We start from the raw sequence: 26,351 nt of genomic DNA on the forward strand, positions 1-26,351 counted from the left end.
TAGAGGAGAGAGACTTACGTCTCCGTGGCCAACCGCAGGGCGATCCGAAGGGCACGGTGGAACTCTTCGAGATCGAGCCATTCGCTGACAGTGTGAATTTCGTTTTGCCCGCATCCGAGAGTCACGGTTGGAATGCCGCGCGCAGTAAGCCAATTGGCGTCGAGTCCGCCGTTGGAGATATTGAATTCGGGGCTGCAACCCTCTGCCTCGACCGCAGCTTTGGCGGCGAGTATCGAAGGGCAATCCTTTGCAAGACAGAATGCTTCGTAGTCAAGTCGCCCTGCGATAGAGACCGTGCCGCACTGGCCGTTGGTATTTGTAACTTCTTTGGCAGCACGATGAAACGCCTGTTCGATTTCGTCGATAATCCGCTGGCGGAATTTGGGGTCGTGGCCTCGGGCCTCAGCGCGGATTTGTACCAGGTCGGTAACGACGTTCGTGGCGGCCCCTCCATGTATGACGCCAACGTTGCTTGTTCCGCGCTGGCGATTCTTTTCAACCAGGCCATGCCAGCCGTTCTTTACGAGGTCAGCAATGGCGAGAGATGCGATCGCAATTGCACTAACCCCTTGCTCGGGGTGTCCCCCGGCGTGGCTTGCCAGCCCGCGAATCTCAATGTTCATGCGGTAGCCGCCAGTAGCACCAATAGTGAGTCGCGCAGGCGAGTTGCCATCGAAGTTGAATGCTAGAGTTGGCTTACCGAGCAGACTCAAAGTGGCGTGTCGCGCACCGTTCAGGCCGGTTTCTTCCTGAACGGTCCAGAGAAACGTGATTGGCGGATGTGGTAATTTTTTCTCGATAATGTTGAGCGCTGTCGCGAGTAGCACTGCCACACCTGCGCGGTCGTCGCCTCCCAGGCCGGTATGCTTATCGAGTGATACGATGCGTCTGCCTCTCTTGGCAGGCCGAGTGCCCTGGCAGATTGGTACGGTGTCAAGATGGGCGACAAGTAATCGGCGTGGTCCACGCATAGTGCCTGGCAAGCGGAGGACCAGATTGCCCGTTTCACCCTTGAGAATCGACTTGCGGTTGGCCTGATCGAATTTCAGATCCTTCTTTGGCAGACCGGCGGCGCGGAGCCGCTCACAAATAAACTCGGCCACGGCCACTTCGTGGCCGCTGCTTCCTGGTAGAGCCAACAAGTCTAGGAGCAGTTGTTCCGCTACACGGTCGGTAGAGACAGGCAGTATTTCTGAGTTTGATTTCACAGTTGCGGAGTTTCATTCATAGGATCAAGGTGACAGTATTCTAAACAAGCAGCAGCACGCACAGCAGGCGTTAAAGTCCACTTAATTCCCCTTGTTTCTGTGATTGGACTGCGAAGATCGCTTGTTTTGGCCAATATTTGTGCAAAACTCTCTGCGACTCTACTCAGCATGCAGGTAGACGCAAGACGACGCCGCAGAATACCGATCTTATCAAAACAAGTGCATTCGCGTGCCGTGAAGAATTCTGGCCCCTCGCTGCGAGAGTCTGCCCCGAGATTTCACGTTCGCCCATCGATCTGCATCACGTTCAAAGAATTCGATCCGGGGTAGGAGTATAGAACATATGCGGTGGGAACGTCGCAAATCACGTTGGCCGATAATGGCGGGACTCATCTGCCTGCTCGCGTTGGCGGTTGCTGCACCTTATAGCTGGCAGCATCCGGTTCTCAACGTTCACGAGTTGATGGCACGACAGCAGGAAAATGCGCAACTTTATGATGCGGTGTCCGAACAAGAGGTCGCCCCTTCGATTGTTCAAGCATCGCAAACGCTCCCGACCAGGATGACTCCCAGTTGGGAGACGCTGCAGGAATTATACGGTGCCGTGCAAGGCGTGATCGAATCATTGCCTGAAGTTGCTGGGGAAAAAATCCCGGCGAATGAAGCCCGTATGGAATCCGAAAGTAGGAAGCATAGTCTTGAAACTCCGACAGAACCGTCGTCACCCTTATTCAAGCGAACGTACAACCCACCCCTCGCATTCGAGTCGAGGGCGCCTATTGTTCGCGTTGAAAACTCCTCGGATCGATTGGCGATGCTGACTCCCCGGCGACAAAGCAGAGAGCCTCTTGGGCAAGTCTTGGTCAAGTCAGATTCGGCGCCTGAAGTCCCGCCACCTGAGGCGATTAGCGTGCCATCTGCAGTTCCATCGAAGAGTGAATCGCCAGGGAAAAATACAATTATTGAAGAGTCGGCGGAGTTCTCAAGCCCCCTCATTCGCCAGCGTCCCACGCTGTTGATTGACCGGCTGGAAGTTCTTACCACTCTCCCTACCACCAGGGAATGGGCTTCACAGGTACTGAAGTGCGTTCTACCACTGACCGACAAGACGGCGACGACCAACGATATCGTTGTAGTGAGCCTTGTCGAACTTCGGAGGCTTGTCGTGGAGGGGGAAAGCGAGTCCCGAGCATTGGCCGATCCAGCGCTGCAACAACTTTGGTTGCAAGTTGCCGAGGGGCTGGAACGACGATTGGGGATATGGGAGTTGCTTACCTCAGACGATGTGCCAAGCGTTGTAGACTTCCAGACTGAAACGAGCGGAACCTTGATGCCCGTCTTGGGAAATATTGCTTCATTGTTGGCTGGCACAGAGAATGGCGAACTATGGCGAGAGTACCTGCTCTTAGATCAGGTCGCACTGGCGACAAGCGAAGGAGTGGGGGTCGACCGCAATGCCCGGATGAAGCTGGCCCAGGAGATTCTATCACGTCTCTCCGATTCGCGGCTCACTGAGGAACAGCAGTCTTTTATCGCAGAAGAACCCCTTGCAAGCTTGGCTCGCGAACTGCGACCTTGGGCCACCGGCCCGGTTGACCTCAATACACTCCTGGCTTTAGTCGAGCGATACGAAGAGCAGGGTGGACTTCGCTATGCGGCCGCCATCGCTCAACTTGAGCAACGCATGCTGTGGTCGAATAATGAGCAACTCCAGGCCTTGGCCGAGGAAATGCACATGCGATATCGCGGCGCAAACATGCGAGTCGCACTGAGCAAGGAACTCATGAATCGGATGCTTCCTGAGCAACAGGTCAGGTCTGAGGCCGTAAGGGAGTCGGTTGCTGGGAAACGTGTCCATGGTCGTTCACGCACTTCCACCGACGTTGGAATCGCTCTCTTGCCGAGCGATGATGCCTGGCGGATCGCATTGCAAGCAGAAGGAAAAGTCTATTCGCGAACTCGCAGCGAGACATGGCCAGTCAGGGTACACAATGCCGCTCGCTATGAATACGACGCAGACAAGGTGATCACGATTGACAGCGAGGGGCTCCGAGTGTCAAAGGCCAAGTCTACTGCGAGAGGCCGCAACGACTTCTTGGGAGCTGATTCACAATTCGACCGTGTCCCTATTCTCGGCGCAATGTTTCGTGACGTGGGGAAGCAGCAAAACCAGAAGAGTCGTCCCCAGGCGATGTCTCAGGTGAAAGCCAAAGTGGCTTACAAGGCACGTACTCGCATGGATCAAGAGGCCGACCCCAAGCTTTCTCAATTGGAGCAGCGCTTCCGCGATAATGTTCTCGTTCCTTTCGGAAATCTAGCACTGGCCGCGGAACCTGTCGATATGCACACCACGTCTAGACGAGCTGTGATGGAGTTGCGGCTAGCAAACCTCGATCAATTGGCGGCCCACACTCCTCGACCTTCTGCTCCAGGTGATAGCGTGCTGAGTATGCAACTGCACGAAACGGCACTCAACAATGCTCTGGCAGGGTTGGAGTTAGAAGGACAGCGGATGACGCTGCTTGAAGTTCACGCGCTGTTGGCGGAGAAGTTGGGTCATAAGGACGCGACCCCACCCGAGGATTTGCCGGCGCGAGCCATCGTTGAGTTTGCACCTTACGACGCGGTCCATGTATCTTTTGCAGGGGATCGATTAGAGCTGGTGTTGAATGTCCGCGAATTGGCCCACGGGCGAGACAAGATCCCCAACTTCGAGGTGCATACTTTTCACCGGCCTGTTGTTGATGGCCTGGCAGTAAAGCTAGTTCAGGACGAAACTCTACAATTCGCGGGCCGCAATCTGCGAACGGGCCACCGTGTGGTATTACACAGCGTCATGGGTAAACTGTTCAGCAAGGGCGAGGAGATTGCGGTCCTCAAGAAGATGGAATCCGACAAGCGCCTGACTGGATTGATGGTGACGCAATTGGTGATCGAAGATGGTTGGCTCGCGTTGGCTTTGGGGCCCGCAGCACCGGAGCGGACTGCCTGGCGCACTCCAAGTTACCAACTCGAAGCAGAATCAGTGCGCTGAAACGTAGTTTGCACCGCGGTGAGCAACAACAAGACCGCCACCACAGCATCGGCGACGTAGATCGCATCATTGCGAAGATGCAATTGAGCGCCCACTGCGAGTCCCACCAGCGCGGCGTATACTAGTAACGAGCCACAAAGCCGCAACCGTCGGTGGCGCGTATCAAGTTGCTGGCACATCACACCAGTCGCACCACACCCGATGAGCGCAATTGCCGCAGCCACGGGGAGCCCGGGCCAGAGTTGCGCCGACAGGATTACGGCCAGACCGGTGCAGATCAGCATGGGTCCGCGGTCCGATTGAAAAGAGAGAGACCAGTTTTTCATCATAACTTCAATTGTGATTGAGAAATCATGCGAAGCAAGCGGAATCGTCAACCACTCACATAACCGGCGGATTTGTCCTAATCGGATTTCGACGAATTTGCGGTGCGTTCTTGTTCGGAGTCGTTGCCGGGAAACATTCTCTAAAATGCTGCGGGCTGTCCCGGTAGCTCGTTCCAGGTATCTTTTCGCCTCGGCAGATTTCCCGATACGGGATGAGAAGTCAATGTTCGCCGCGGAGTCGCTAATGACGGAAAAATTTGACGGGCGGTTCGAGGTCGATGATGGTGAGGGCTGAGACTTTGCCTTGAGGGTCGCGGTCGACGGAGATTTCGTTCTTGGAGCCGGCCATTTCGAACAACAAGTTGTCGCCTTCGCCTTGATTCAAGTGGCCAGCGCTTACCGGACCGTGCCAATTAATTGACGCGGCAGCAGTTGCACCTTCGCGACTAACCGTAAGCGTGCGGCCAGCGGAATCCCGGTAAGTGCCAACCAGTGAATCGACGAGTTTCGAGTCGAGGGAGATTGGCAGTTCAAGATGGGCCACCCTTCCCGCGAGTGCGTCTTCGCATGCACGCTTCACTATGCCAAAAGGCTTCCTGTCGTCGCTGTTAGCGAGAATGAATAAACAACTTCCAGTGTCCGGCACACGGCGGAGAGAAGCGAGAAACCCGCGTACGCTCCCGGAGTGTTCGTGGATGGAGTGACCGCCCTCTTCATGCACCCGCCAGCCAAGACCATAGCCGGAGGGCCCCGGCGTAGTCATTTCGGCATAGGATTCCGGTTTGAGCAACTTACCGGAGGCGAGCGTGCGATCCCATCGCCAGAGGTCGACCAAATTGGTGACAAGCCCGCCCATGCCGCGATACTGCAAGCCGTACTCGCCGTAGGGATGCTCGAGAGCAGAACGATTTTCGCCATGGGTCGACACACCGATAGCGACTTTTACACCTCGGGGACGCGAATCACCATTGAAGCGGCTACTCTCCATCTTGCAGGGTTTGAAAATCGCTTGTCGCATGTAAGAAGTGTAGGACTTACCGCTTGCGCGAGCGATCACCTCACTCAATAATGCATAACCTTGATTCCAGTATTCATGATGCTCCCCCGGAGGTGACTGAGGCCCCCCGGCAAGGAACTTCGGAAGTACCTTGGCAAGCTCGGTGCCGCGTCCTTCGCTGTTAGTACCGGGAATGCCGGAGGTATGTTGCAAAAGATGGCGAACTGTGATCGCGCTGCAATTCTCGGGGATGCCAGGTAGATAATCGGCGATGGGGTCATCGAGCTTTAGTTTGCCCTCTTCTACAAGCTTCATCACGGCGATTGCAGTAAATGGTTTAGTGCAGGAAGCGAGTTCAAAAAGCGTGGTAACGTCGAGCGTTTGCTTACCGCTGATGCCGACCGCCACGGCGGAAATGATTCTTCCCCGCTCGGCCGCGAGAACCGCGCCCGAGAAGCCGGCATCGTGCTCCGCCTGGCGAACGAGCGCTACGATTTGTTTGCCCTTTTCGCCGACCTCGATGAATCCTGGGAAGGCACTTGCTGGGTAAGCAAAAGATGGCAAACTAAAAGTCGCTAGAACGAGACAAGACAAGCGAAAGAGGAGAGTCATTGAATCTTTGTGTGCGGCTGAGTTGATTAGAATTTCAGAGTGGCACAGGTGCTGATTCTACCCATATTGAAGGTAACCAACAATCCAGGGCTATGCATGCCCCATTTGATTGCGAACAGTTCTCAAATTTCGGCGAAGCCATGCAATGACAAGTGTACCAACACACCGCGTTCAGGCCACCTTGAACGGTCGCGGCTGACAGTTACCCCCCCGCCGAACCGGAGGATTTGTCCGAAGCGGATTCAGCCGTTTTTGCGTCGCGTTTTTGTTCGGCATCAGTGCCGGGGACAATCATCGGGCTTGGTGAATTCTCTTCGACAATGCGTTTGAGCTCTTCCGCGTCGATCACTTCCTGAGTCATTAACTCTTCACTGATGGCAACTAGCGCCGCGCGGCGTGCTTCCAGGATGCTGCGGGCGCGGTCCAGTGATTCATCGAGAATCCGTTTGACTTCCTGATCGATTTCGCGCGCTGTCTGCTCACTGTGGGTCGCCATGCGACCCCCTTCGGAACCAGTAGACAGGAATGGATTGCGATTGTTTTCGCGATAGTTGACTCTTCCCAATTGGCTCATGCCGTAGTCCATCACCATGCTACGGGCTGTCTCGGTAGCACGCTCGAGATCGTTGCTCGCACCGGTAGCGACTTCGTCGAAGATCAATTCTTCGGCCAACGTACCTGCCAAAGCCACTTGGATGCTACTTTCGAGCTGCCCGCGGGTCATCATGTAGCGGTCTCGTTCGGGACGCTGCTGCATGTAGCCCAGTGCACTTAGGCCACGAGGAATAATTGAAACCTTGTGCACCGGGTCAGTATTGGGCAGTGAATAGGCCACCAAGGCATGGCCGGCCTCGTGGTAAGCCAAGCGGATTTTCTCCTCGTCGTGAATAATGCGGCTCTTCTTCTCCAGGCCAATGCTGGCTCGTTCGACTGCTTCGAGGAAGTCGGTGCGGGTGACTGATTTCTTGCCCTTACGGGCTGCCAAGAGAGCCGCCTCGTTGACGACATTGGCCAAATCAGCACCGACAAATCCGCTAGTGATCGCGGCTACCTCTTTGACTTTCACGTCGTCGGCAACTTTGATATTCACCAAATGGACTTCGAGGATTTCTTCCCTACCAGATACGTCGGGGCGATCGACCAGCACATGCCGATCGAACCGGCCAGGACGCAAGAGTGCAGGATCCAGCGTTTCGGGACGATTCGTGGCAGCCATCACGATGACACCAATATTCGAACCGAAGCCGTCCATTTCAACCAGAAGAGCATTGAGAGTTTGCTCGCGCTCGTCATGACCGCCAACTTGGCCGCTACCACGGGTCTTGCCTAGAGCGTCGAGTTCGTCGATGAAAATGATACACGGAGCGCGTTGCTCCGCCTGGCTGAACATGTCACGGACGCGGGCTGCTCCGACACCGACAAACATTTCAACGAAATCACTACCGCTGAGGCTAAAAAACGAGACATCTGCTTCACCGGCCACTGCTTTGGCCAAGAGTGTCTTGCCAGTGCCGGGAGGTCCGACGAGCAATACCCCTTTGGGAATACGCCCGCCAAGTTGTTGATAACGTTCGGGATTCTTAAGAAAATCGACGACTTCACGGAGTTCGTCGACAGCTTCGTCAACACCAGCCACATCGTCGAAGGTGACTTCAATATCTTCCTGCACGTAGAGCTTGGCACGACTTCGTCCAAAGGCCATCGGTGAGCCAGCTCCCCCCATGCGTCGCATCATGATGACCATCAACAGGATCAAAAGTCCCGTGAAAGTGAGCATCGGCAAATAGCTCAAGAACGGACTTGGCGATTCGGCCATGGTGTGTTCGAGGCCATGGTCGTGAAGCAGCGTCAGCAAGATCTGTTCGTTGGGCAGTCGATTGGTGCGGAATTTGTAGGTCTTGGGCCCCTTGGCAGAACTCTCGCCCTCACCAGAATCAGAGTTACTGGTGGGAGGCCCCCCTCTCAGTACTTCTACCATCACGTCGCCGGTGACTTCGGTACTACCGACCTTAATGTCCGAGAGGCCATATAACTTGAGCAATCGAGGCGGAGTGGTCGTTGTGTCTTCAGTATCGATCCAGTTTTCCTTGAGATCGTCACTCTTGACGATGAGTTTCTCGAGATCGCTCCACTTGATGGTGAGCCGACTTTGGCCACCCCACAATGTGCCCAGAAGCAACAACAGTGCCATCAGCCCCAGCACGTACCAGACCAGATTGCCAGACTGCGGATTAGGTTTCTTGTCAGAGGAACCTTTGGATTTATTAGGAGAATCTTCCATCAAAAGTCTTTCAGGGGCTGGTTTCCCGCCTTCGCGGGGATGGCGGCAATGACGTAGTAATGATCGCGGTTTCTTCCATCCTAAGTTAGCCCCCTGGAAAAGACAACGAATCTTCTCGGGGGGAAACGCAACAAGCGAGGCGCGGCTTGGGTTGTGACAAAGCCACTTCACACCTAAAATACCAGCCTCGGATGGGTTTTCCTGACAGTACAAGGCACGGGATGCTTGTTGGTCAGGCATTTTCCCTATCTTCACTACGCCCGTTATAAGCGATAGGTGCGTCAGGGAATTGAAATAGACAGGAGATCTGCCGCTCGTCGCTGTGCAGGTAGGCTGTCGTATCTCGCCCTGTTAATATCCTCGGATTCCGTATGGCCGAAGCGCCTCGACAGATTGCAGTACTCGGCTCCACCGGGAGCATTGGGAAGAATGCGCTGCGTGTGATCGCTGCTAGTGGCGGTCGGCTGCAAGTGGCCGCCCTCTCTGCCCACTCACAATTGGATCTGCTGGTGGCTCAAGCAGTCGAATTCTCTCCACGCTGGGTTGTCGCCACGGACATTCAAGTGGCTGAAAAGTTCGATTGGTCAAAACTGCCAAAAGGGACTGAGCTTTTGATGGGCAGCAGCGAGCTCAACCGGGTTGTCGGACAACCGCAGATCGATGTGGTGCTAGCAGCGATCGTGGGTCGTGCAGGGCTCGAAAGTACATGGGCGGCTTTAGATAGCAAAAAGACCGTGGCCCTGGCGAATAAAGAAACGCTGGTCATGGCAGGGCCGTTGGTTATGCAACTTGCTCGAGAGCGAGGGGCCACATTAATCCCCGTAGACAGTGAACACAGCGCCATTGCTCAAGCACTTCGTGCAGGTCAAACAGCTGAGGTCGAACGACTGGTACTCACGGCCAGTGGAGGGGCCTTTCGCCACCTTTCTCAGAACCAACTCAAACAAGTCACCGTAGCAGAAGCATTGGAGCACCCCAATTGGGACATGGGTCCGAAAATAACAGTCGATTCGGCTACCATGATGAACAAGGCGCTGGAGATCATCGAGGCCCACTGGCTCTTCGATGTGCCCAGCGAGCGAATCGAGGTGGCGATTCACCCCCAATCGGTGGTCCATTCACTGGTTGAATTTGTCGATGGCTCGGTGATCGCCCAGATGAGCCCCCCTGATATGCGGCTCCCCATCCAATATGCTTTGTATTATCCTGATCGTGTTGGCGGCGTGGCTGAGCGACTGGATTGGGGAGCAAGTTTCTCGCTGGAGTTTTCCCCACCAGACCCCGACCGTTATCCGGCCCTCGAACTGGGGCACCAGTGTGCCCGCTCGGGAGGAACGTCGGGAACGGTGCTGAATGGTGCCAATGAAGCTGCGGTTGGGTCTTTCCTGGCCGGTGAGCTACACTTTACCGAAATCGTCCCGGCCTGCCGGAGCGTATTACAATCTCACAATTTTGAATCCGACCCCACCCTTGATCGACTTATCGATCTCGATCGTTGGGCTCGCCAGGAGGTTTCGCATTGGGTATTTGCTTGATTGCCGTCGCAACTCAGATGGAATGGATCATAGTCATCCTCCAGGTCGCTTTGGGGCTGGGGGCCGTGATCTTTGTCCATGAGTTAGGGCACTTTGCCGTGGCGAAGATGTGCGGCGTAAAATGCGAAAAATTCTTTATTGGGTTTGATATCGGTGGCTACAAGCTCAGCCACAAGTGGGGTGAAACAGAATATGGCATCGGCATCCTTCCCTTGGGCGGTTATGTGAAGATGCTCGGGCAGGACGACAATCCCGCTAACATTGCCGAGCAAGTTCGCGAGTCCCAGGTTCGCGAAGGGAGCAATATCCAAACCAAAGAGATTGTCGGCCCCGATGGCACGAAGTACGAAGTCGATAGCCGCAGCTACTTAGCCAAGAGCGTACCCCAGCGAATGGCGATAATTTCGGCTGGCGTGATCATGAATGTGATCTTCGCCTTTATCTTTGCGGTGATTGCTTACGGGATCGGCGTGCCGTACATCCCCTGTATCGTGGGCCAGACTTCCCCCGGCTCGGCTGCCTATCAAGCCGGCATCCGCACAGGAGACGAGATCACACGGATCGGCAATGTCGAGAATCCGTCGTTCACAGATCTCAAGAGCGGCGTAACTCTGGGCGACTTAGAAAAGGGAATTCCCTTTACCGTGTTGCGTGCTTCGACTGGCAAAGAGGAAGACATAATCCTTAAGCCACGCCAGGATTCGGGGCTGCCGAAGGTTGGCATCATTGCTCCTTTTTCATTACGTCTCAATGAAGAGATGCCTGTTGCAAAGGGCTCGCCCGCGGCAGAAGCAACACCAAAGTTTCAGGGCAATGACGAGATAGTGGCCATCAATGGTCAGCCAATTACCGAATACTATCAATTGGTGTCTGCCCTAGTGGAACAGGCTGCCGAACCGCTGGAAGTCACCGTACAACGTGGGGGCAAGGCCCCCAAAGACAATCCCTTTGGTCCAAGGACCGGTGGAACGACAGAGACGATTACGGTTGCACCGCTGCCCACACACAGTTTGGGTCTCGTTATGGAACCTGGCAAGATTGTTGCGGTGGAGCAAGGAAGTGAAGCGGCGGCCAAGAAGATTGCCCCAGGGGATTTCATCGACAAAATTAGCTATGCCCCAGGTGCAGCCGCCTCAGAAGTTGTCGAAGGGGATCGATTATTTGGCGATCCGATGATGTTGCCTGAGCAGTTGCGCAAGCTTGCATTGGAAGGCCGGACAATCGAACTCACGGTACGTCATTCGGCAGCCGCAAGTGATGGCAAGCAAACCACCGAACCGGTGGAACTTCGCTTGCGAAACGTAACGTGGGTCGAACCTTCCTGGCTGGATAACGATCCGCTGAGTGTACCAGCTTTGGGAATCGCCTACCGAGTACTCAATCGAGTAGATCACGTGATTCCCGATAGCCCCGCTGCTGCCGCCGGAATGCAGAGCGGCGATGTGGTCACTGAGGCCGAGTTCACGATCGCTGGCATGAAAGAGCCTAAGCCAATTATCATAAAGTTCAATGAAAAAGGCGGTCACAACTGGCCCAAGTTTACCTATTTATTACAGAGCTTGTCCACAAACGATGAAGTGAAGCTCACCTATCAACGTGGCACGGAGACCTTGACGGCCATGCTTAAGCCTCAGATCGTGCCAGATAGCTTTGAGCCTGAGCGTGGATTCAATGTTGTTGAAGTCCAGCGGATTCGCCGCGCAAGCTCGTTCGGGGAACAAATCAAGTTAGGTTATCGCGAGACGGTAAACTCGCTAGGAATGGTTTACCGCTTTCTCCGCAAACTGGGGACCCAGGTTCCCCTCACTTCGCTGGGAGGTCCGATCACGATTGCCAAAGCGGCGGGTTACTCGGCCTTTGAAGGGGTAGGGGCGCTCTTGGTGTTTCTCACAATGCTCAGCGCCAATCTTGCGGTGATCAACTTCCTGCCCATTCCACTATTGGACGGTGGGCATATGGTCTTCTTGGCCTGGGAAGGTATCCGCGGCAGACCGGCCAGTGAGAGATTTGTCGTCGCTCTGCACACAGTGGGATTTGTGTTCATTATCTCTTTGATGCTCTTTGTGATCTCGCTTGACTTCGGATGGATTGATCGGAATCTGTAGGCACATTAGAGGGGCAAGCAAGAATCTATTGCATAGAATGCCAGAACAGTCCGTGAGGAGTTCAGCAAGGGCAACTAAGAGGCATCAATCAGAGGCCGTGGTTATCCGCTCTTTTCAGCTACAGTCTCATCACTTCAACTGCGGTGCCCACTGTCAATTCATAGTCCCCCGCGGGAAGAACAATCAAACCATTTGCGCGTGTCAGCGCCGCGAGATCAGCGGAGCCGCGCCAGGGGAGAGGTCTTACACTGAGGCTGGCGTCCATTGCTTGCCCCAGTTGACAGGGATGGTAAGTAGGACGACCGCCCCGATGAATAGCAGATGTGGTTAGAGTGCCACGTAGAGCTGGAGATTGTTCGAAGGCCGCACCTCCGAGGGCTGTGAGAGACGGTTTCACGAACAGCACGAACGAGACCAATGTGCTCACGGGATTTCCCGGCAGACCAAACACGAGGGTGCGATGCCCTGCTAGTTCACGCACTCCGTACCACAGGGGTTTGCCCGGCTTCATGCGGACTTTGTGGAAAACCTTCGTGACGCCAAGCTCAGTGAGTATTCCAGGCACAAGGTCCATCACTCCCGCAGACACTCCGCCCGTAATTAGTAGGACATCGGCTTCCAAGCCAGTTTCGATGGCAGACTTGAGTTCGCCTGGGTCATCGCGGGCGATGCCAAGTTCGACGGGAGTTGCGCCAACCTCTCGCAAAGCAGCCACAAGCATGGGGCTGTTGCTATTTCGTATTTGTCCGGGAGCAAGAGATTCGCCACATTCGACTAATTCATTTCCCGTGGCGAGTACTGCGACTCGCGGGTGGGGGACGACCTCGACTTTGCCACACCCCACTTCTGCGAGCAAAGCCAAGTCAATCGACCGAAGCCGTTTGCCTGCTGGCAGGACTTCTTCCCCTGCGTGGAATGAACTGCCTCGAAGAAAGATGCCGTAGCCTTCGTGGGGGAGCGTATCGGGCAGCTTCACGGTTGTGTCGCTCATCAGAGAGGTATCTTCGTGTTTCACGACTGCATTCGCACCCTCGGGCATTGGTGCACCGGTCATTACGCGAATCGTGGTACCGGGTTTCACCGAGTGATGGGGCACCCCGCCGGCGATTACCTCTTCGACAATCTGCCGATTCGGAGAAGAATCCTGAACGTCAATGGCGTAGCCGTCGAGCATCGACTTATCAAAGGGAGGAGAATCGATGTCGCTAACGATTGCCTCGGCAAGCCTTGTTCCGAGTGCCTCGCCCAAAGGTACGGACCGAGCAGCGAGCGGCAGTGCCGACTGAGCAACGAGTTCTAAGGCTTCGAAGACGGTTAGCATGACTGCCTCAATTTCTTAGTTCACGGCCAGGAAATTCCGCAGGATGTTCGTTCCAGAGTGAGTAAGAAAACTCTCTGGGTGAAACTGCAAACCGAACAGTGGTTGTGAACGATGTTCCACAGCCATGATCTCGCGCCCGCCCGCAGGATCTTCGCTCCAAGCGGTAACAAGTAACTCACGGGGAATCGTATCAGGCTTAATCACCAAGCTGTGATAGCGAGTCGCCTGAAAGGGATTCTCCAATCCGGCGAAGAGCGCACTACCATCGTGATAAATCTGGTCGATCTTGCCGTGCATCAAGCGACCAGCACGGACAATAGTGCCTCCCAGTGCCTGGCCGATCGATTGGTGGCCAAGACAAACACCCAGTAGGGGGAACTTGCCTCTGAGTCGAGTGACACATTCCAATGAGATACCTGCTTCGGTGGGAGTGCACGGGCCGGGAGAGATAATCACTCGATCGGGGCGACGTGCCAAGATCTCGTCAACTGATATCTGATCATTCCGGTCGACACAGATTTCCAATAGCGGATCGATTTCCCCTAACCTTTGGACGAGGTTGTAAGTAAAGGAGTCGTAGTTATCGATAATCTGAATCATGGCAAATTCAAGCGTTCAGCAATGGGACCCTTTGGCACTGGGACACTAAAACCGTTATTCTAGTTCATTGCGTTCTCCGACGGCAGGGGAGTGATTCGCAGCAACCATCGGAAGCAAACATAATGAAATGGCTGTTTATAGCACTTGGCGGTGCGGGTGGCTCCCTCTTGCGCTATGCGATGACGGGTTGGGTTCAGAGAATTGCGCCCGGCACTTTTCCCCTGGGTACGCTGAGTGTGAATATCTTGGGCTGCTTTGCCTTGGGATTGCTGGCGGGTTTCTTTGCAGGACCCCAACTAGTTCGTGAAGAAATTCGCATTGGATTAACGGTTGGGCTATTGGGAGGTTTCACCACTTTTTCTACCTTCGGTCTAGAATCCTTCCACCTGGCAAACGGAGGCGAATTTCGACTAGCGATGATGAACATGCTGCTGAATTGTGTGTTTGGCATTTCAGCTGTTTTGCTGGGATACCGATTGGCCGAACGCTGGTACGGAGTATAAAAAATGAAGATTCCTGAAGAAGGCTATTTGCTGCGCGTGTTCATTGGTGAAAGCGACCAATGGCAGGGGACACCACTTTATGAAGCAATTGTACTCAAGGCCAGAGAGTTGCATCTGGCAGGTGCTACCGTGATACGCGGACCAATGGGATTCGGCGCGACGAGTCGGTTGCACACATCAAAGATTTTGCGTCTTTCTACGGACCTGCCCGTGATCATAGAGATTGTCGACGCGCGGGAGAAAATCGACGAGTTGATGCCTCACATCGACGTAATGGTCAAGGAAGGTCTGGTCACCCTGGAAAGAGTGCAAGTACTCAAGTACCGGGCGAATGGAGGTGAGTGACCCTCGGGATCCTCTAGTTTGAGGTTTGCCAGGCTACTCTCAAGTTATTGCTCACCTACCTTCCTGTAATCGGATTCGATATACTAACGGAAAACGTCTATTACTCGACTCACCACCTTTCCGATAAGATCGCCATATGCCCAAATATGTAATTCGACATGGCGTGATGCGACATCTGGGAGTGTTCTCCACTCGCGGCAATGATAGCTACGCACGTGGGGTGCAAGTGATTGCCCGGACAAGTCGCGGACTCGAAGTGGGGGAAGTATTGTGTGAGGCCAACGAGTTGGCTCTGGCGAATCTGACTGATCCCAAGAATGGTCAGATATTGCGTGAGACCACTGCCGACGATTCGGGAGAACTTCGGAGACTCCTCGAACAGCAGCAACTCGAGCATTCGACTTGCCAGCGGCAGATCGAGCAGCTCCAGCTCGATATGCGACTGGTCGACGTGGAACGAATCTATGGTGGTGAACGAGTGGTGGTTTATTATCTGGCCGAGGATCGTGTCGATTTTCGGCAGTTGGTAAAAATCCTCGCCCACGAGTTTCAAACTCGCATCGAGATGAAACAAATCGGCGTCCGTGACGAGGCCAAGTTGCTGGCCGACTATGGCGACTGTGGCAAGCCAGTTTGTTGCAACACGCATCTATCCGAGATGCCCCCAGTTTCAATGCGGATGGCAAAACTGCAGAAAGCGACCCTGGATCCCAGTAAGATTTCTGGACGCTGCGGACGGCTGAAATGTTGCTTGCGCTATGAATATGATACCTACCAAGAGCTGCAGAAAGAGCTTCCTCCCGTTGGATCGGAAATTGTTACCAATGAGGGTCGAGGTCGAGTGTTGGCCCAGGAAATTCTGGTGGGACGCATTCTTGTCGAGATGGAGGACATGCGGCATTTGGCCCTGGATGGATCGGCTGTGCTGACGGTGCTAAGAAAGCCTGGGCAGCGTAAACAGGCTACAAAATCCTCTACAAATCAGCCGCCCGACGGAAATTCTAGCCCGCGAGGAGATAACTCTGAGCCACATAATGACGAATCCTCGTCTGCGGAGTAAGATGTAAGAGAAGGCGAATCCATTTCCCCCTTTCATTTGTCGCCAACTATTATTCAAGAATTGACATCAACCATGAACATGCTGGACCCCGATCATCCGTTAGCAGAGTTGCTGGCTCGCGACAAGCGCTACAAATTGGAAGCTTACATTTTTGTCTTCGAAGCATTGCGCCATGCACAAGAAAAACTTGGAATGGGAACGGAACACTATCCTGAGGATTCTGCGGAAGAAGAAGAGGAGCCTGAGAAGCACGTTACTGGGCAGGAGCTTTGTGAAGCAATGCGATTGTATGCCCAAGAGCAGTATGGCTACATGGCCAAATGCGTATTGAATAGTTGGGGGATTAAATCAACAGGCGACTTTGGTGAAATCGTGTTCAACCTCATCAAGATTGAACAGATGAGAAAGACCCCCCACGATCAGCGCGAGGACTTTGACGACGTGTTTGACTTTGACGAAGGCTTTCAGCATAGTTTTCAGTTTTCGCTTCCTGATACTGGCGAGGAGCACAGTTGCTGATGACGGCAAAAAAGCAGCATGCATCTCGCACAAGCCAACAACCAAATCCTCCAGCAATAATCCCAAATCCCCCGCAAGCTAGTCGCTGGCAACTTATTCTTTCCAGTTTTTTCCTCACGGTCTGGCTGATATTTCTCGCCTGGATGGCTTTTTTCAGTTGAACAACGGACCGCCAGCATCTTCAATAGAACTAATGATTAAGGTAGCTGGTATAAATTTCCTGGAAAATGGAGACCGATAACAAGATGAATGTGGTTCCTATCGGCGACAATTTGGTCGTTAAACGACTAACCGCGGAAGAAACGACGGCGGGCGGAATTGTCCTTCCTGATGCTGCACGAGAGAAGCCTCAGCAAGGCCGCGTGCTTAGCGTGGGAGATGGTAGTTTGTTACCCAGCGGCAAACGGTCGGCTCCCGAAGTGAAAGAGGGTGATCGAGTCGTGTTCGGCAGCTATGTTGGCAACGAAGTGGCCATCGATGGGGAATCGTTGCTCTTTCTTCGCACAAGTGACGTGCTGGCGATTATCCGCTAGCCCTCTTGATGCATTGCTTGTCGAATCCTGCCACATGCGTGTCGATTGATACGACACGTCAAATTGTCTTTCAATCCACTTAGGCAGAATTTCCGGGAACAGGGATTTCACTTCCTGACACTCGCGCGGTACGATTTCACTTAACGGTTTACAGAATTTCTAACCATAAAGTTTTCGAAGCGGAGTCTCCGATGCAGTGTAAGCATAGGCCCTCATTCTGTTTGTCTCTCTGTGCAAGCGCCTTCTTGATGGCATGTTGCCAGGCGATTTGGATTCAACAGGCACAGGCTGCAGCTACGGAAGAAGCCTCTCGGATTTCTAAACTGGTTGATTCGGCTGTCGGATTTCTTGTCGCAGCCCAGGACGATGACGGATCCTTTAGCAAAGATGCCGGCACTGGAGTCACCTCGCTAGTTGCCACGGCCTTATTGCGAAATGGCTATTCTCCTGAAGAGCCACTCGTTGCAAAGTCACTGGCTTACTTGCGACAGTTTGTTCAACCGGATGGGGGAATTTATCAACCAGGTAGCACTCATCGCAACTATGAGACGTGTATAGCTGTGGTCGCGTTCCATGAAGCAAACACGGATGGCAAGTACGACAAGCTGATTGCCAACGCGGAATCCTTTATCAAAGGCGAACAGTGGGATCAGGCCGAAGGGATCGAGCCTTCCCAAGAAGCCTACGGTGGGTCTGGTTATGGTTCCCATTCACGCCCTGATCTTTCGAATACATCGTTCTTGATTGACACTCTACATACTTTGGGCCGCGGCGATGACGACCCGGCAATCCAGCGGGCACTGATTTTCGTGTCGCGATGCCAGAACTTAGCTACGAAATACAACGACACCAAATATGCTGACTTAAATCCTGACGGAGGATTTTATTACACCATTGCAGCGGGTGGCTCCAGTCAAGCGGGAAGCGAAGAGGATGGTGGGCTGCGGAGTTACGGTTCGATGACTTATGCGGGTCTCAAGAGCATGATCTTTGCAGGGGTTAAAGCTAATGACCCTCGAGTGAAAGCTGCCTTCGAATGGGCACAAAAGAACTACACATTGGGCGAGAACCCAGGAATGGGAGATAGTGGACTCTTCTACTACTACCACACTTTTGCTAAATCGCTGGACGCCATTGGCGAACAGGAGTTCGTTGACGATTCAGGTAAGTCGCATGATTGGCGAGAAGAACTAGTTGCCGAGTTCGCCGAGCGCCAGCAACCCGACGGAAGTTGGGTTAATTCTAATGTTCGCTGGCTCGAAGGGGATCCGAATTTGGTCACCGGCTATGCGCTATTGGCACTCTCCTATTGCCGATAGGTCGGGTCGACTCATGGTCTCATGATTTTCTTCTAACTCCGCCATGGTGAGTACGACGCATCGGTGAGCCGCAGAAACCGGTTTTGATCTAAGCTGCGTTAACCTCTGCTTGATACGTCGGTGCTAGCGGTTGAGTAAACTCTATCTCTCTTCTTGCCAACACGTTGCGATTTCTCGCTCGTGGTAGTTTTGACAACGAATGTATTCAAACCGAATGCAAGAAGTCTCTTCGTAGTGGGGGTGGGGTTTTAACGACAGAATTCGCAATGTGGTGTCAGGTAACGAGATGCGCCTTGAGGTCGCGAGTTGGCACACTAAATGCGAAATACCCTAACCAGCAAACAGGACGCACTCTTGTAGCTAGCGTGCGAAACAGGCTGATGAATAAATAGCTGACCAGTTCAGCGAATCCCCCCCAGTGCATAGGAGAGAGTATCATGTTGCGGAAAATCTTATTGAGTGTGGCGGCGATTGTCACAATCGCGTTTGCCGGAATGTCGACCGCCGAAGCAGGTGGTTGTTATCGCGGAGGAGGCGGTTACTACGGTGGACACCATCACCATGGTGGCTACTACGGTGGTTCTCCTGCATATCGCAGTGCCCGCTACTACGGCGGTGGTCCTGGGTACTATGGGGGCGGCCCGGGTTACTATGGCGGTAGCGGTGTGTCCTACTACCGCGGGTCGGGCGGCTATGGTCGCTCTTACAGCGGGTTTGGAGTCTCGATTGGTTTCTGAGCAGCCAGGTTGAAGACTATCTCTGGCAGGGATTCGCCAAAAGTTTCGTTTATCAGGCCGTCGGCAAGGGTTTGCCGTCGGCCTCTTTTTATTTCGTAATGCAGTTTTCTAGACTACTTTGGCCACCAGGAGGGGGGACAGTACGCAAGAGGAACCCAAATGACATCACTTCGTAGACCATTCTGAGATATTAGTGTGGTATATTTGATAACACTGCTAGCTGTCGGCAGGTCGTCTTTATGACACAGTAGTGTCGCAAGTCTTTTCCATACATAAACTTAGGACGCCAACTAGGTCAGTTGGCACGCAAGGTGCACAATTGTCATTGCAAAGCGGCAAACTGTTTTGCAAGTCCCACCTCACTGCCGCTGGGGGTAACCGCAGGAGAGAAACCATGTACAAGAAACTGATAATCATGTTGGCTGTCGTCGCAGGTTTGGCCATCGCCGACGCACCCGCTGCCAATGCCTGGGGCTATCGACGGATCGCACCAGTCCGCCGAGTGCTGGGTCCTCCGTATCCAATCGCCCGTCGAGTGGTTGCCGGGCCAGTCATCTATCGTCGACCCATTTACCGCGCTCCCGTGGTCTACGGCCCCGGTGTATTTGTCGGCGTAGGATTCTAGAGTGAGCAGAATTGGTTCAGAGGTTCCCGCACTCCAACTTGGAGAGCGGGAACTCTGCTTGTAGCAATACCAAAAAGAATCAACGGACCGAGTATTCCAGTATCGATTACTACAGTAGCTCAAGAGTTTAATAGTCAAAGAAACATCCAACAAATCGCGAGTGATTCCAGTTTATGTAGTGATTGTAAGAACCGCCAAATGTAGCCATACTCAAGCTAACTGCAATTCTATTCAATCAAGGCGGCAGGCTAACCATGGGAAGAACCATTAACTTCTCTGCAAGTCCTTTTCAAGTCGTTATCTTTATCACTTTTCATGCCTTTGCATTTGCTGATGAGCGTCCCAATATTCTCTTTATCTTTACTGACGACCACGCAACTCAGGCACTCTCTGCATACGGCTCGAAATTAATCGAGACACCAAATTTAGATCGAATCGCGGATGGGGGCATGCGTTTCGATCGATGCTATGTGACCAACTCGATTTGTGGTCCTAGCCGGGCCTGTATCCTCACTGGAAAGTACAGCCATAAGAACGGCTACTATAACAACGATGAAGAGTTTGATGGGACACAACGAACGTTTCCCAAGCTGTTGCAACAGGCGGGGTATCAGACGGCGCTAATCGGCAAGTGGCATCTTGGCCGGAAGAGTATGCCGACCGGGTTCGACTACTGGCACATCCTAGAGCATCAAGGCTACTACTATCAGCCCAAGTTTGTGACTCCCTGGGGGCAGGTGCAGTACCTTGGCTATACCACCGACTTACTCACCGAACAGACTCTTGCTTGGCTGAAGCAAGGCCGGGATCCTGAAAAGCCCTTCATGTTGATGATGCAACACAAGGCTCCTCATCGGCCTTGGGATCCAGCCCCTGATCGGTTGACTGACAACACAGATCACGTCTACCCTGAACCTGACAATCTCTTCGACGATTACGAAAACCGCTCCTCAGCAGCTGCCCGCGCAGAAATGCGAATCGCTGAAGATAATCAGATGAGCATCGGCGGACCAGATCTCAAAGCATGGGATCGGGAAGATCTGAATAACCCCAATAACACACGCGCCAGGGACTGGTTCTATGGAAAAATGACCCACGATCAACTGACTGCGTGGAAGGCAGCTTATCGCGAAAAAAATAAAGCCTATTATGACGGAGACCTTGCGGGGAAGGACCTCGTCCGCTGGAAGTATCAACGGTTTTTGCAGGATTACCTCAGCTGTGTAGCCTCAGTGGACGACAGTGTCGGAAAGGTGCTCGACTATCTTGATGAAGCAGGGCTGGCTGATAATACCGTGGTGATCTACAGTTCTGACCAAGGATTCTTCTTGGGAGAACACGGTTGGTTCGACAAACGATTCATGTACGAAGAGTCGCTCCGCGCACCGCTACTGGTGCGTTGGCCAGGAGTCACCAAGCCAGGAAGCGTTGAGAAGCGAATCGTTTCAAATCTCGACTTTGCGGAGACGTTTTTAGATCTCGCCAATGCAGAGATTCCCGCCGATATGCAAGGGGCGAGCCTGGAGCCCTTGCTCCGCGAGACTCCCCCTGCTGACTGGCGTGACTCGTTCTATTACCACTACTACGAGGGAGCCGACGGGGGACACAAAGTCTGTGAGCATTATGGTGTCACCAATGGTCGCTACAAGCTGATTAACTTCTACAAGCTCGGCGAGTGGGAACTGTTCGATTTGGAAAACGATCCGCAGGAGATGCACTCTGTATACGGCAAAGAAAAGTACGCTGACGTGCAAGCGACGATGTTGGCCGAATTGCAACGGTTACGTTCGGAACTTGAAGTTACTGAGAACGACCCGGACAGTAAGTAATGGAAAATAGAACAAATTGCTTCTATCCTTGGTTTCCCATTTCTTCTTATTCCTTCAACTTTAGCCTTTCGACAGCTAGTTGCGCACTGGGGTGCTGCATGAAGAGCTTCCAAACCAAGCCCGTGCGAGCATTTTCGATCGCCAGCAACATCGGTCCTTCGTCGATACTAATATAGTCGGGAGTTCCCTGCTGCTCGGTGCGATCCAGGTTGAAGCTGTCGAGCAGGCCGTAGCCTCCTTCGTCAATGTCTCGCCAGACGATATGTTTTCCGTCTGTATCCTTAAGATTGCGAAAATGTCGGAGAGCTTCTACTGCCAGATCGGGCACAAACATAATCGCTGAACCGGCAGCGTAGGGGGTGACTGTTCCACCGCAGAAGTTGTCCCTCTCCTCGAGATTAGGTTGCACCGATTGGACGATGTAGCCGATCGTGCCATCTGGATTAACGTCGGCCGCCGGGCTTAATCCCCAGGAATCAGGCCCGAACGTCTTAAACTCATCCGCTTTCTCGATACAACGCTGACGATGTGTGAGCATCGCCCGCCGGGAGTTTTCAAACCAATCGATCCTCGACTGATCGACACCAAATTGAGCCGGGTTATCCGCTCCGAAAGAGCGATAGTCGATCCAGCAATGATTGAAGAAGTAAGTGAAAAGAGGGCCGGCCCAAGACACCGCGTAAGGAGGCATCTCTTTATGGCTTTTCAGCACTCGATGCAATCGATAATACACTTCCGGCGGGACGGCGTGTTCAGCAACCGGAGATCCAACTGCTAAGAAAGTAACAAGCTGTTCCTCAGCGCTGGCGTCGTGCCAATTCCAGGGCCGAAACTCTCCAGGAGTCTCTAAGTCATGGCCTTCGTCGTCGGGGCGCCAACCAAACGAAATGAATCCCTCTGGTTTGGTTTCATAGATTTTCCAGTTCGCCTGCGATACCATCTGGTCAACCAATTCGGCAACTTCACCACCAAAATAACTGGCCACGGTCATGGCGCCTGCCTGCAAAAGAGCGTGATCGACGGTGCTGGCCTGAACCTGTGGACCTTGCTCTTGGTGCATTCCACCGTTATTCAAGTCGACATAGTGGAGATAAATACCAAACTTCTTGTTGTCATTGCGCGGTACGATTCCTTTTAGAATGGCTAGACTGTAATCCAGGCCCTCTTGTCGAGTAATCCACCCGCGCTCGACGCCAATGGGAATCGCGGAGAGTTGAAATCCCACGCCTGCTAGACTCGATACCCGATCGTCAGTCAGTCTGTCCATCACAAGCGGAACAGGGTCTCCCACCTCTTCCCACAAGAATTGAAAGCATCCCCGCTGGATTTCATCGAGCAAGATCTCGTCATCGGTACTAAACTCGTGAGTGAGGGCTTCGGTCGCCTCCTTGGATCGCAATACGTCTTCCTGAGCAAAGGCCATCTTCGAAGAGAGCATCATTCCCAGAAAAAAGACGATCCATTGTGGGTTCGTCAAACATCTCTTGGTGTGCATGATGACTCCAAAGTTAAATTGTATGTGAGAGTGAGAAAGAAAGATGAGGATGCTTCCAGCGAAGTCTGGTACAGATACTCCACACAGATAAATTGATTAAAAACGTCACGGACTTCGAATGGATTCATTGACAAGTGCTACAAACTCAGAATAAGATTGATTGAAAGCGCTGTCAATTACGATGTCGCAAAAATGGAATTTTGCGTCCCTTTGGAGAGTATCCAATGCCTGCTTCGATCGAAGACGTTGCCAAGAAAGCAAATGTATCTATCAGCACAGTTTCTCGCGTGCTTAATCGTCGCAACATAGTCAATGATAAAACGCGCAAGCGCGTGGAAATTGCGATCAGGGAACTCAATTATCGTCCCAACGTGTTTGCACGGGGGCTGATGCTCCAGCAGAGTAATATTCTGGGTCTGGTATTGCCCGATCTTCACGGCGAATTCTATTCGGAAATCATCCGCGGTGCGAATAACAAAGCCCATGACTTAGGTTACCAATTGATGGTGTCCTCGGTGGGGGGCAAGAATGACGGCCATTCGGTATTGTCTGCCGTTTCCAACCATGGATTGGTCGATGGAATCGTCGTGATGGTCTCGGAGATCGATTCAAAGGCCAAGAAGACACTTGCTGGGGTCACGACCCCGTTTGTGGTGCTCGATGGCCAGGTCGATCGTGTGAATCACGACAGTGTTGTCATCGATCAACGGCATGGTGCCGAGGAAATGATGAAACACTTGATCGAAGATCGACACGCGAAAAATATTGTCTTTGTTGGAGGGCCCAAAACAAATATCGACACTATCGATCGACTTGCAGCCTATCGAGAGACCATGCGGCAATCTTCACTAGATGTCGATTCTAAAGATATCTACCATTTGGATTTTAGTTACGAAAAGGCATTCGACCTTGGTATTGAGAAAGTGAAAGAGTGGGCGGAGTCGGAGGCCTTTATCTTTGCGGCAAACGATGAAATGGCTGCTGGAATTATTGACGCAGCCATAGAAAAGAACATTTCCGTACCTGAAGAAATCCGCGTGGTCGGCTTCGATGACACCCGCATTGCCATCATGACCAGGCCGCGGCTTACCACGGTTCACGTTCCCATGTCTAGCATGGGGGCACAGGCCGTTGAGTTGCTTTGCCAGCGACTGAAAGAGCCAGAACGCCCACCTGTCAAGATTACACTGCACTCCAATCTAGTCATACGGGAATCGTGTGGAACATCGAGAGGAGCGTCCATTTACTGAGTCTTTTTGTCTTTCGTCACTTCAAGTGACCCTTGCACCGCGTCCGACGGACATGACACTCTTTTCCACTCAACTTTTCTCACACAGGTCTGCCCCACGATGTCGACTCACCAACGGCATACGATTCCAGCAGAGGATCGTGTCCCCTGGAACCAATTGATTGCCTACGGCATGGGAGGCGTGATCCCGATTGCCTTGTTCAATATCGCCGGGCAGCTCATGGGCTTGCTGGGCAATATCTCGCTGGGACTGAGTGCGTTTTGGTTGGGTACGATCATGATTATTCCCCGGTTGTGGGATGCAATCTCGGACCCCATCATTGGGCATTTGTCTGATAACACCCGGACTCGCTGGGGTCGGCGGAGACCCTTCATCTTAATCGGTACCCTGGCAGTCGCTGTGAGCTTCGTCGCCATGTGGTGGGTGCCACGCGGCGAGTGGATACGGTCCCTCCTGGCGAGTGATGGTTTTTACAACTTTGTCCAATTTAGTTTTCTTCTTGGAGGGATCATTGTCTTATTCATGATATGCAAGGCATCTCTTCAATCTCGTTCGAGAAAGAACCGCCTCTACCTTCTCATCGGTGGAATCGTATTTTCAATAATTTTTTTCGGTATTTGGTGGGTTTCACGAGGCGAGGGGATCAAGTTGTCGTTTGCCAGTGAAGCAGCCTATAACTGGTTTCAACTCAGTTTTATATTGGCGGGACTGCTCATTTTCTTCACTTCCTGCACGATCTTTGAGATTCCCCATGGGGCGCTTGGCATGGAGATGTCGAGTGACTACCACGAGCGGACTCGGTTATTCAGTGCCAAAAGTTTTCTGGGAAATTTATTTGCCATGGGCACTCCCTGGCTGATCGCACTGGCGGGGATGGATTTCTTTCGTGGGCCTGGGGGAGACGTGGCCGATGGCATGCGCTATGTTTCGCTCCTGATTGCCGCCATTCTGGCTCCTATGGCTTGGTGGTGGTTTTTTTCTCTCCGCGAACCAGCTTTTACAGTTGTCAAAGAACAGCAGAAAACTGGCTTCTGGAAAAGTATGCATACGACCATGAGCAACAAGACGTTTCTCAGCCTGGTGGTGATTATCTTCACCTTGGCCATGGGATTCAACTTCGTCGCGCTGTTCAATTATTACATCACTATCTTTTATCTCTATGGTGGCAATGAAGTTGCCGCTGGCACGCTGCTAGGATGGGGGGGCACTACTTGGGCTGTTACGGGACTCATCGCCGTATTCCCCTTGAATTGGATCAGCCGGCGACTGGGAAAAAACAAGACTCTGCTAATCGCGATTTTGCTAATGTGCACCGCACAGCTCACGAAGATCGTCTGTTATAACCCTGAGCTTCCCTACTTGGTACTCATCCCCACGACGTTGCTTTCAGCAGGAATGTTGATGTTTTTCACATTGGGCTCGTCGATGGTCGGTGACATTTGCGATGAAGACGAGTTGCGTACCGGCACGCGATCTGAGGGAAGCTACTACAGTGTCTATTGGTGGTTTATCAAGATGGGCACCGCGTTTGCGAGCTTTGTCACAGGCGTGCTTTTAGTGTTTACGAGTTTCGATGAACAGCAAAACGTTTCAGCAAACTCTCTGCGTGGAAGCATCGAGGTCCTCAACGCGGACATCGAAGAATGGGGCAAATCTAGCGTTCCACCACCTGAACGCCTCGAGGCCGTCAACAAACATATCGCAACCGTCCAGAAACATATCACTAAGCTCAATGATCACTTTGAAAAAAGAATCAACGATCTGCCCAGCCAGGCAGACAATACTGGGCAGCTCAAAATGCATCTGGAAAAAACCGCTAAACTTGCAGCGGCGCTCGAAACACAAGCAGCCGAATTGGTAACCAACCCGGCAGAATTGGCAAGCCAAACCAATGAGATGCTTGCCGTCGCGGCACTGCTCAAGAAACAGGCCCCACTCACTTTATTCCGCCTCCGCTTGGTCGAGATCGGTCTGCCACTGCTACTGAGCATCGTCTCGATCTGGCTCACATTGCGCTATTCGCTCACAGAAGAGCGCTGTTATGAGATTAAAGAAGAGTTGAAGAAAAGGCGTGAGGAATTAGTGGTTAGTGGTTAGTGGCTGGTGGTTATATATCA

General features: G+C 52.9%; 21 protein-coding genes. 14 read left to right on the plus strand and 7 right to left on the minus strand.

Translation table 11 applies throughout. From position 1 onward, the window contains the following. Positions 1–14: 14 nt before the first annotated feature. Positions 15–1,208: a M20/M25/M40 family metallo-hydrolase gene (locus tag Pla144_RS00345; RefSeq protein WP_146447345.1), complete on the minus strand. Its 1,194-nt coding sequence runs from the start codon at positions 1,206–1,208 to the stop codon at positions 15–17. A gap of 343 nt (positions 1,209–1,551) precedes the next feature. Here Pla144_RS00345 and Pla144_RS00350 point away from each other — a divergent pair, with 343 nt between their 5' ends. Then, complete coding sequence (locus Pla144_RS00350; RefSeq protein ID WP_146447346.1) at positions 1,552–4,242, plus strand: hypothetical protein; 2,691 nt, start codon at positions 1,552–1,554, stop codon at positions 4,240–4,242. Here the strand turns inward: Pla144_RS00350 and Pla144_RS00355 are convergent. The 3 genes from Pla144_RS00355 to ftsH all read right to left on the minus strand — a co-directional run bounded on the left by Pla144_RS00355 (position 4,212) and on the right by ftsH (position 8,698). Beyond that, positions 4,212–4,526, minus strand: a complete 315-nt coding sequence (locus tag Pla144_RS00355) for a hypothetical protein (RefSeq protein WP_146447347.1) — start codon at positions 4,524–4,526, stop codon at positions 4,212–4,214. The genes Pla144_RS00350 and Pla144_RS00355 overlap by 31 nt on opposite strands. 283 nt (positions 4,527–4,809) lie before the next feature. Continuing rightward, on the minus strand, positions 4,810–6,177 hold the full coding sequence (locus Pla144_RS00360; protein WP_146447348.1) for a serine hydrolase: 1,368 nt from the start codon (positions 6,175–6,177) through the stop codon (positions 4,810–4,812). Positions 6,178–6,379: 202 nt separating this feature from the next. Then, on the minus strand, positions 6,380–8,698 hold the full coding sequence (gene ftsH / locus Pla144_RS00365) for an ATP-dependent zinc metalloprotease FtsH (RefSeq protein ID WP_315851780.1): 2,319 nt from the start codon (positions 8,696–8,698) through the stop codon (positions 6,380–6,382). Between the two features lie 131 nt (positions 8,699–8,829). On the opposite strand from ftsH, the gene dxr reads away from it, so the two are divergent. Both dxr and Pla144_RS00375 read left to right on the plus strand, forming a co-directional pair. Next, positions 8,830–9,993 carry a 1-deoxy-D-xylulose-5-phosphate reductoisomerase gene (dxr, locus tag Pla144_RS00370; RefSeq protein ID WP_146447349.1) on the plus strand — a complete coding sequence of 388 codons (1,164 nt, stop codon included), beginning with the start codon at positions 8,830–8,832 and terminating at the stop codon, positions 9,991–9,993. Continuing rightward, the gene (locus tag Pla144_RS00375) at positions 9,978–12,098 is read left to right on the plus strand and encodes a M50 family metallopeptidase (protein ID WP_146447350.1); all 2,121 of its coding nucleotides are present in this window, start codon (positions 9,978–9,980) and stop codon (positions 12,096–12,098) included. The genes dxr and Pla144_RS00375 overlap by 16 nt, the downstream gene beginning before the upstream one ends. Before the next feature lie 118 nt (positions 12,099–12,216). Here the strand turns inward: Pla144_RS00375 and Pla144_RS00380 are convergent, their stop codons facing one another. Both Pla144_RS00380 and Pla144_RS00385 read right to left on the minus strand, forming a co-directional pair. Continuing rightward, positions 12,217–13,419 (minus strand): molybdopterin molybdotransferase MoeA, encoded by a 1,203-nt coding sequence (locus Pla144_RS00380; RefSeq protein WP_146447351.1) that lies wholly within the window; start codon positions 13,417–13,419, stop codon positions 12,217–12,219. A 15-nt stretch (positions 13,420–13,434) separates the two neighbouring features. Further along, complete coding sequence (locus Pla144_RS00385) at positions 13,435–14,019, minus strand: anthranilate synthase component II (protein WP_146447352.1); 585 nt, start codon at positions 14,017–14,019, stop codon at positions 13,435–13,437. A gap of 122 nt (positions 14,020–14,141) precedes the next feature. Here Pla144_RS00385 and crcB point away from each other — a divergent pair, with 122 nt between their 5' ends. The 9 genes from crcB (at position 14,142) to Pla144_RS00430 (ending at position 21,489) form a co-directional block, all read left to right on the plus strand. Beyond that, positions 14,142–14,522: a fluoride efflux transporter CrcB gene (gene crcB / locus Pla144_RS00390; protein WP_146447353.1), complete on the plus strand. Its 381-nt coding sequence runs from the start codon at positions 14,142–14,144 to the stop codon at positions 14,520–14,522. 3 nt (positions 14,523–14,525) lie between these two features. Then, entirely contained in the window at positions 14,526–14,867 is a 342-nt protein-coding gene (locus tag Pla144_RS00395) for a DUF190 domain-containing protein (protein WP_146447354.1), read from the plus strand. A 136-nt stretch (positions 14,868–15,003) separates the two neighbouring features. Then, positions 15,004–15,927 carry a PSP1 domain-containing protein gene (locus Pla144_RS00400; protein ID WP_146447355.1) on the plus strand — a complete coding sequence of 308 codons (924 nt, stop codon included), beginning with the start codon at positions 15,004–15,006 and terminating at the stop codon, positions 15,925–15,927. Between the two features lie 72 nt (positions 15,928–15,999). Next, positions 16,000–16,446 carry a Minf_1886 family protein gene (locus Pla144_RS00405; RefSeq protein WP_231936107.1) on the plus strand — a complete coding sequence of 149 codons (447 nt, stop codon included), beginning with the start codon at positions 16,000–16,002 and terminating at the stop codon, positions 16,444–16,446. A 227-nt stretch (positions 16,447–16,673) separates the two neighbouring features. Continuing rightward, entirely contained in the window at positions 16,674–16,979 is a 306-nt protein-coding gene (locus Pla144_RS00410) for a co-chaperone GroES (RefSeq protein ID WP_197530279.1), read from the plus strand. Between the two features lie 248 nt (positions 16,980–17,227). After that, the gene (locus Pla144_RS00415; protein WP_231936200.1) at positions 17,228–18,298 is read left to right on the plus strand and encodes a prenyltransferase/squalene oxidase repeat-containing protein; all 1,071 of its coding nucleotides are present in this window, start codon (positions 17,228–17,230) and stop codon (positions 18,296–18,298) included. Between the two features lie 437 nt (positions 18,299–18,735). Beyond that, a complete protein-coding gene (locus Pla144_RS24360; RefSeq protein ID WP_197530280.1) occupies positions 18,736–19,035 on the plus strand; it encodes a hypothetical protein in 300 nt (99 codons plus the stop codon). Between the two features lie 394 nt (positions 19,036–19,429). Next, on the plus strand, positions 19,430–19,660 hold the full coding sequence (locus tag Pla144_RS00425) for a hypothetical protein (RefSeq protein ID WP_146447358.1): 231 nt from the start codon (positions 19,430–19,432) through the stop codon (positions 19,658–19,660). A 254-nt stretch (positions 19,661–19,914) separates the two neighbouring features. Then, positions 19,915–21,489, plus strand: a complete 1,575-nt coding sequence (locus tag Pla144_RS00430) for a sulfatase family protein (protein ID WP_146447359.1) — start codon at positions 19,915–19,917, stop codon at positions 21,487–21,489. 46 nt (positions 21,490–21,535) lie between these two features. On the opposite strand, the gene Pla144_RS00435 is transcribed toward Pla144_RS00430, so the two are convergent. Continuing rightward, positions 21,536–22,984 carry a glucoamylase family protein gene (locus tag Pla144_RS00435; protein WP_146447360.1) on the minus strand — a complete coding sequence of 483 codons (1,449 nt, stop codon included), beginning with the start codon at positions 22,982–22,984 and terminating at the stop codon, positions 21,536–21,538. A 224-nt stretch (positions 22,985–23,208) separates the two neighbouring features. On the opposite strand from Pla144_RS00435, the gene Pla144_RS00440 reads away from it, so the two are divergent. Both Pla144_RS00440 and Pla144_RS00445 read left to right on the plus strand, forming a co-directional pair. Further along, positions 23,209–24,234 carry a LacI family DNA-binding transcriptional regulator gene (locus Pla144_RS00440; protein ID WP_146447361.1) on the plus strand — a complete coding sequence of 342 codons (1,026 nt, stop codon included), beginning with the start codon at positions 23,209–23,211 and terminating at the stop codon, positions 24,232–24,234. A gap of 99 nt (positions 24,235–24,333) precedes the next feature. After that, positions 24,334–26,331 (plus strand): MFS transporter, encoded by a 1,998-nt coding sequence (locus Pla144_RS00445; RefSeq protein ID WP_146447362.1) that lies wholly within the window; start codon positions 24,334–24,336, stop codon positions 26,329–26,331. Positions 26,332–26,351 lie beyond the last annotated feature (20 nt).

Source organism: Bythopirellula polymerisocia (assembly GCF_007860015.1).
In the GTDB taxonomy this organism is placed as follows: Bacteria; Planctomycetota; Planctomycetia; order Pirellulales; family Lacipirellulaceae; genus Bythopirellula; species Bythopirellula polymerisocia.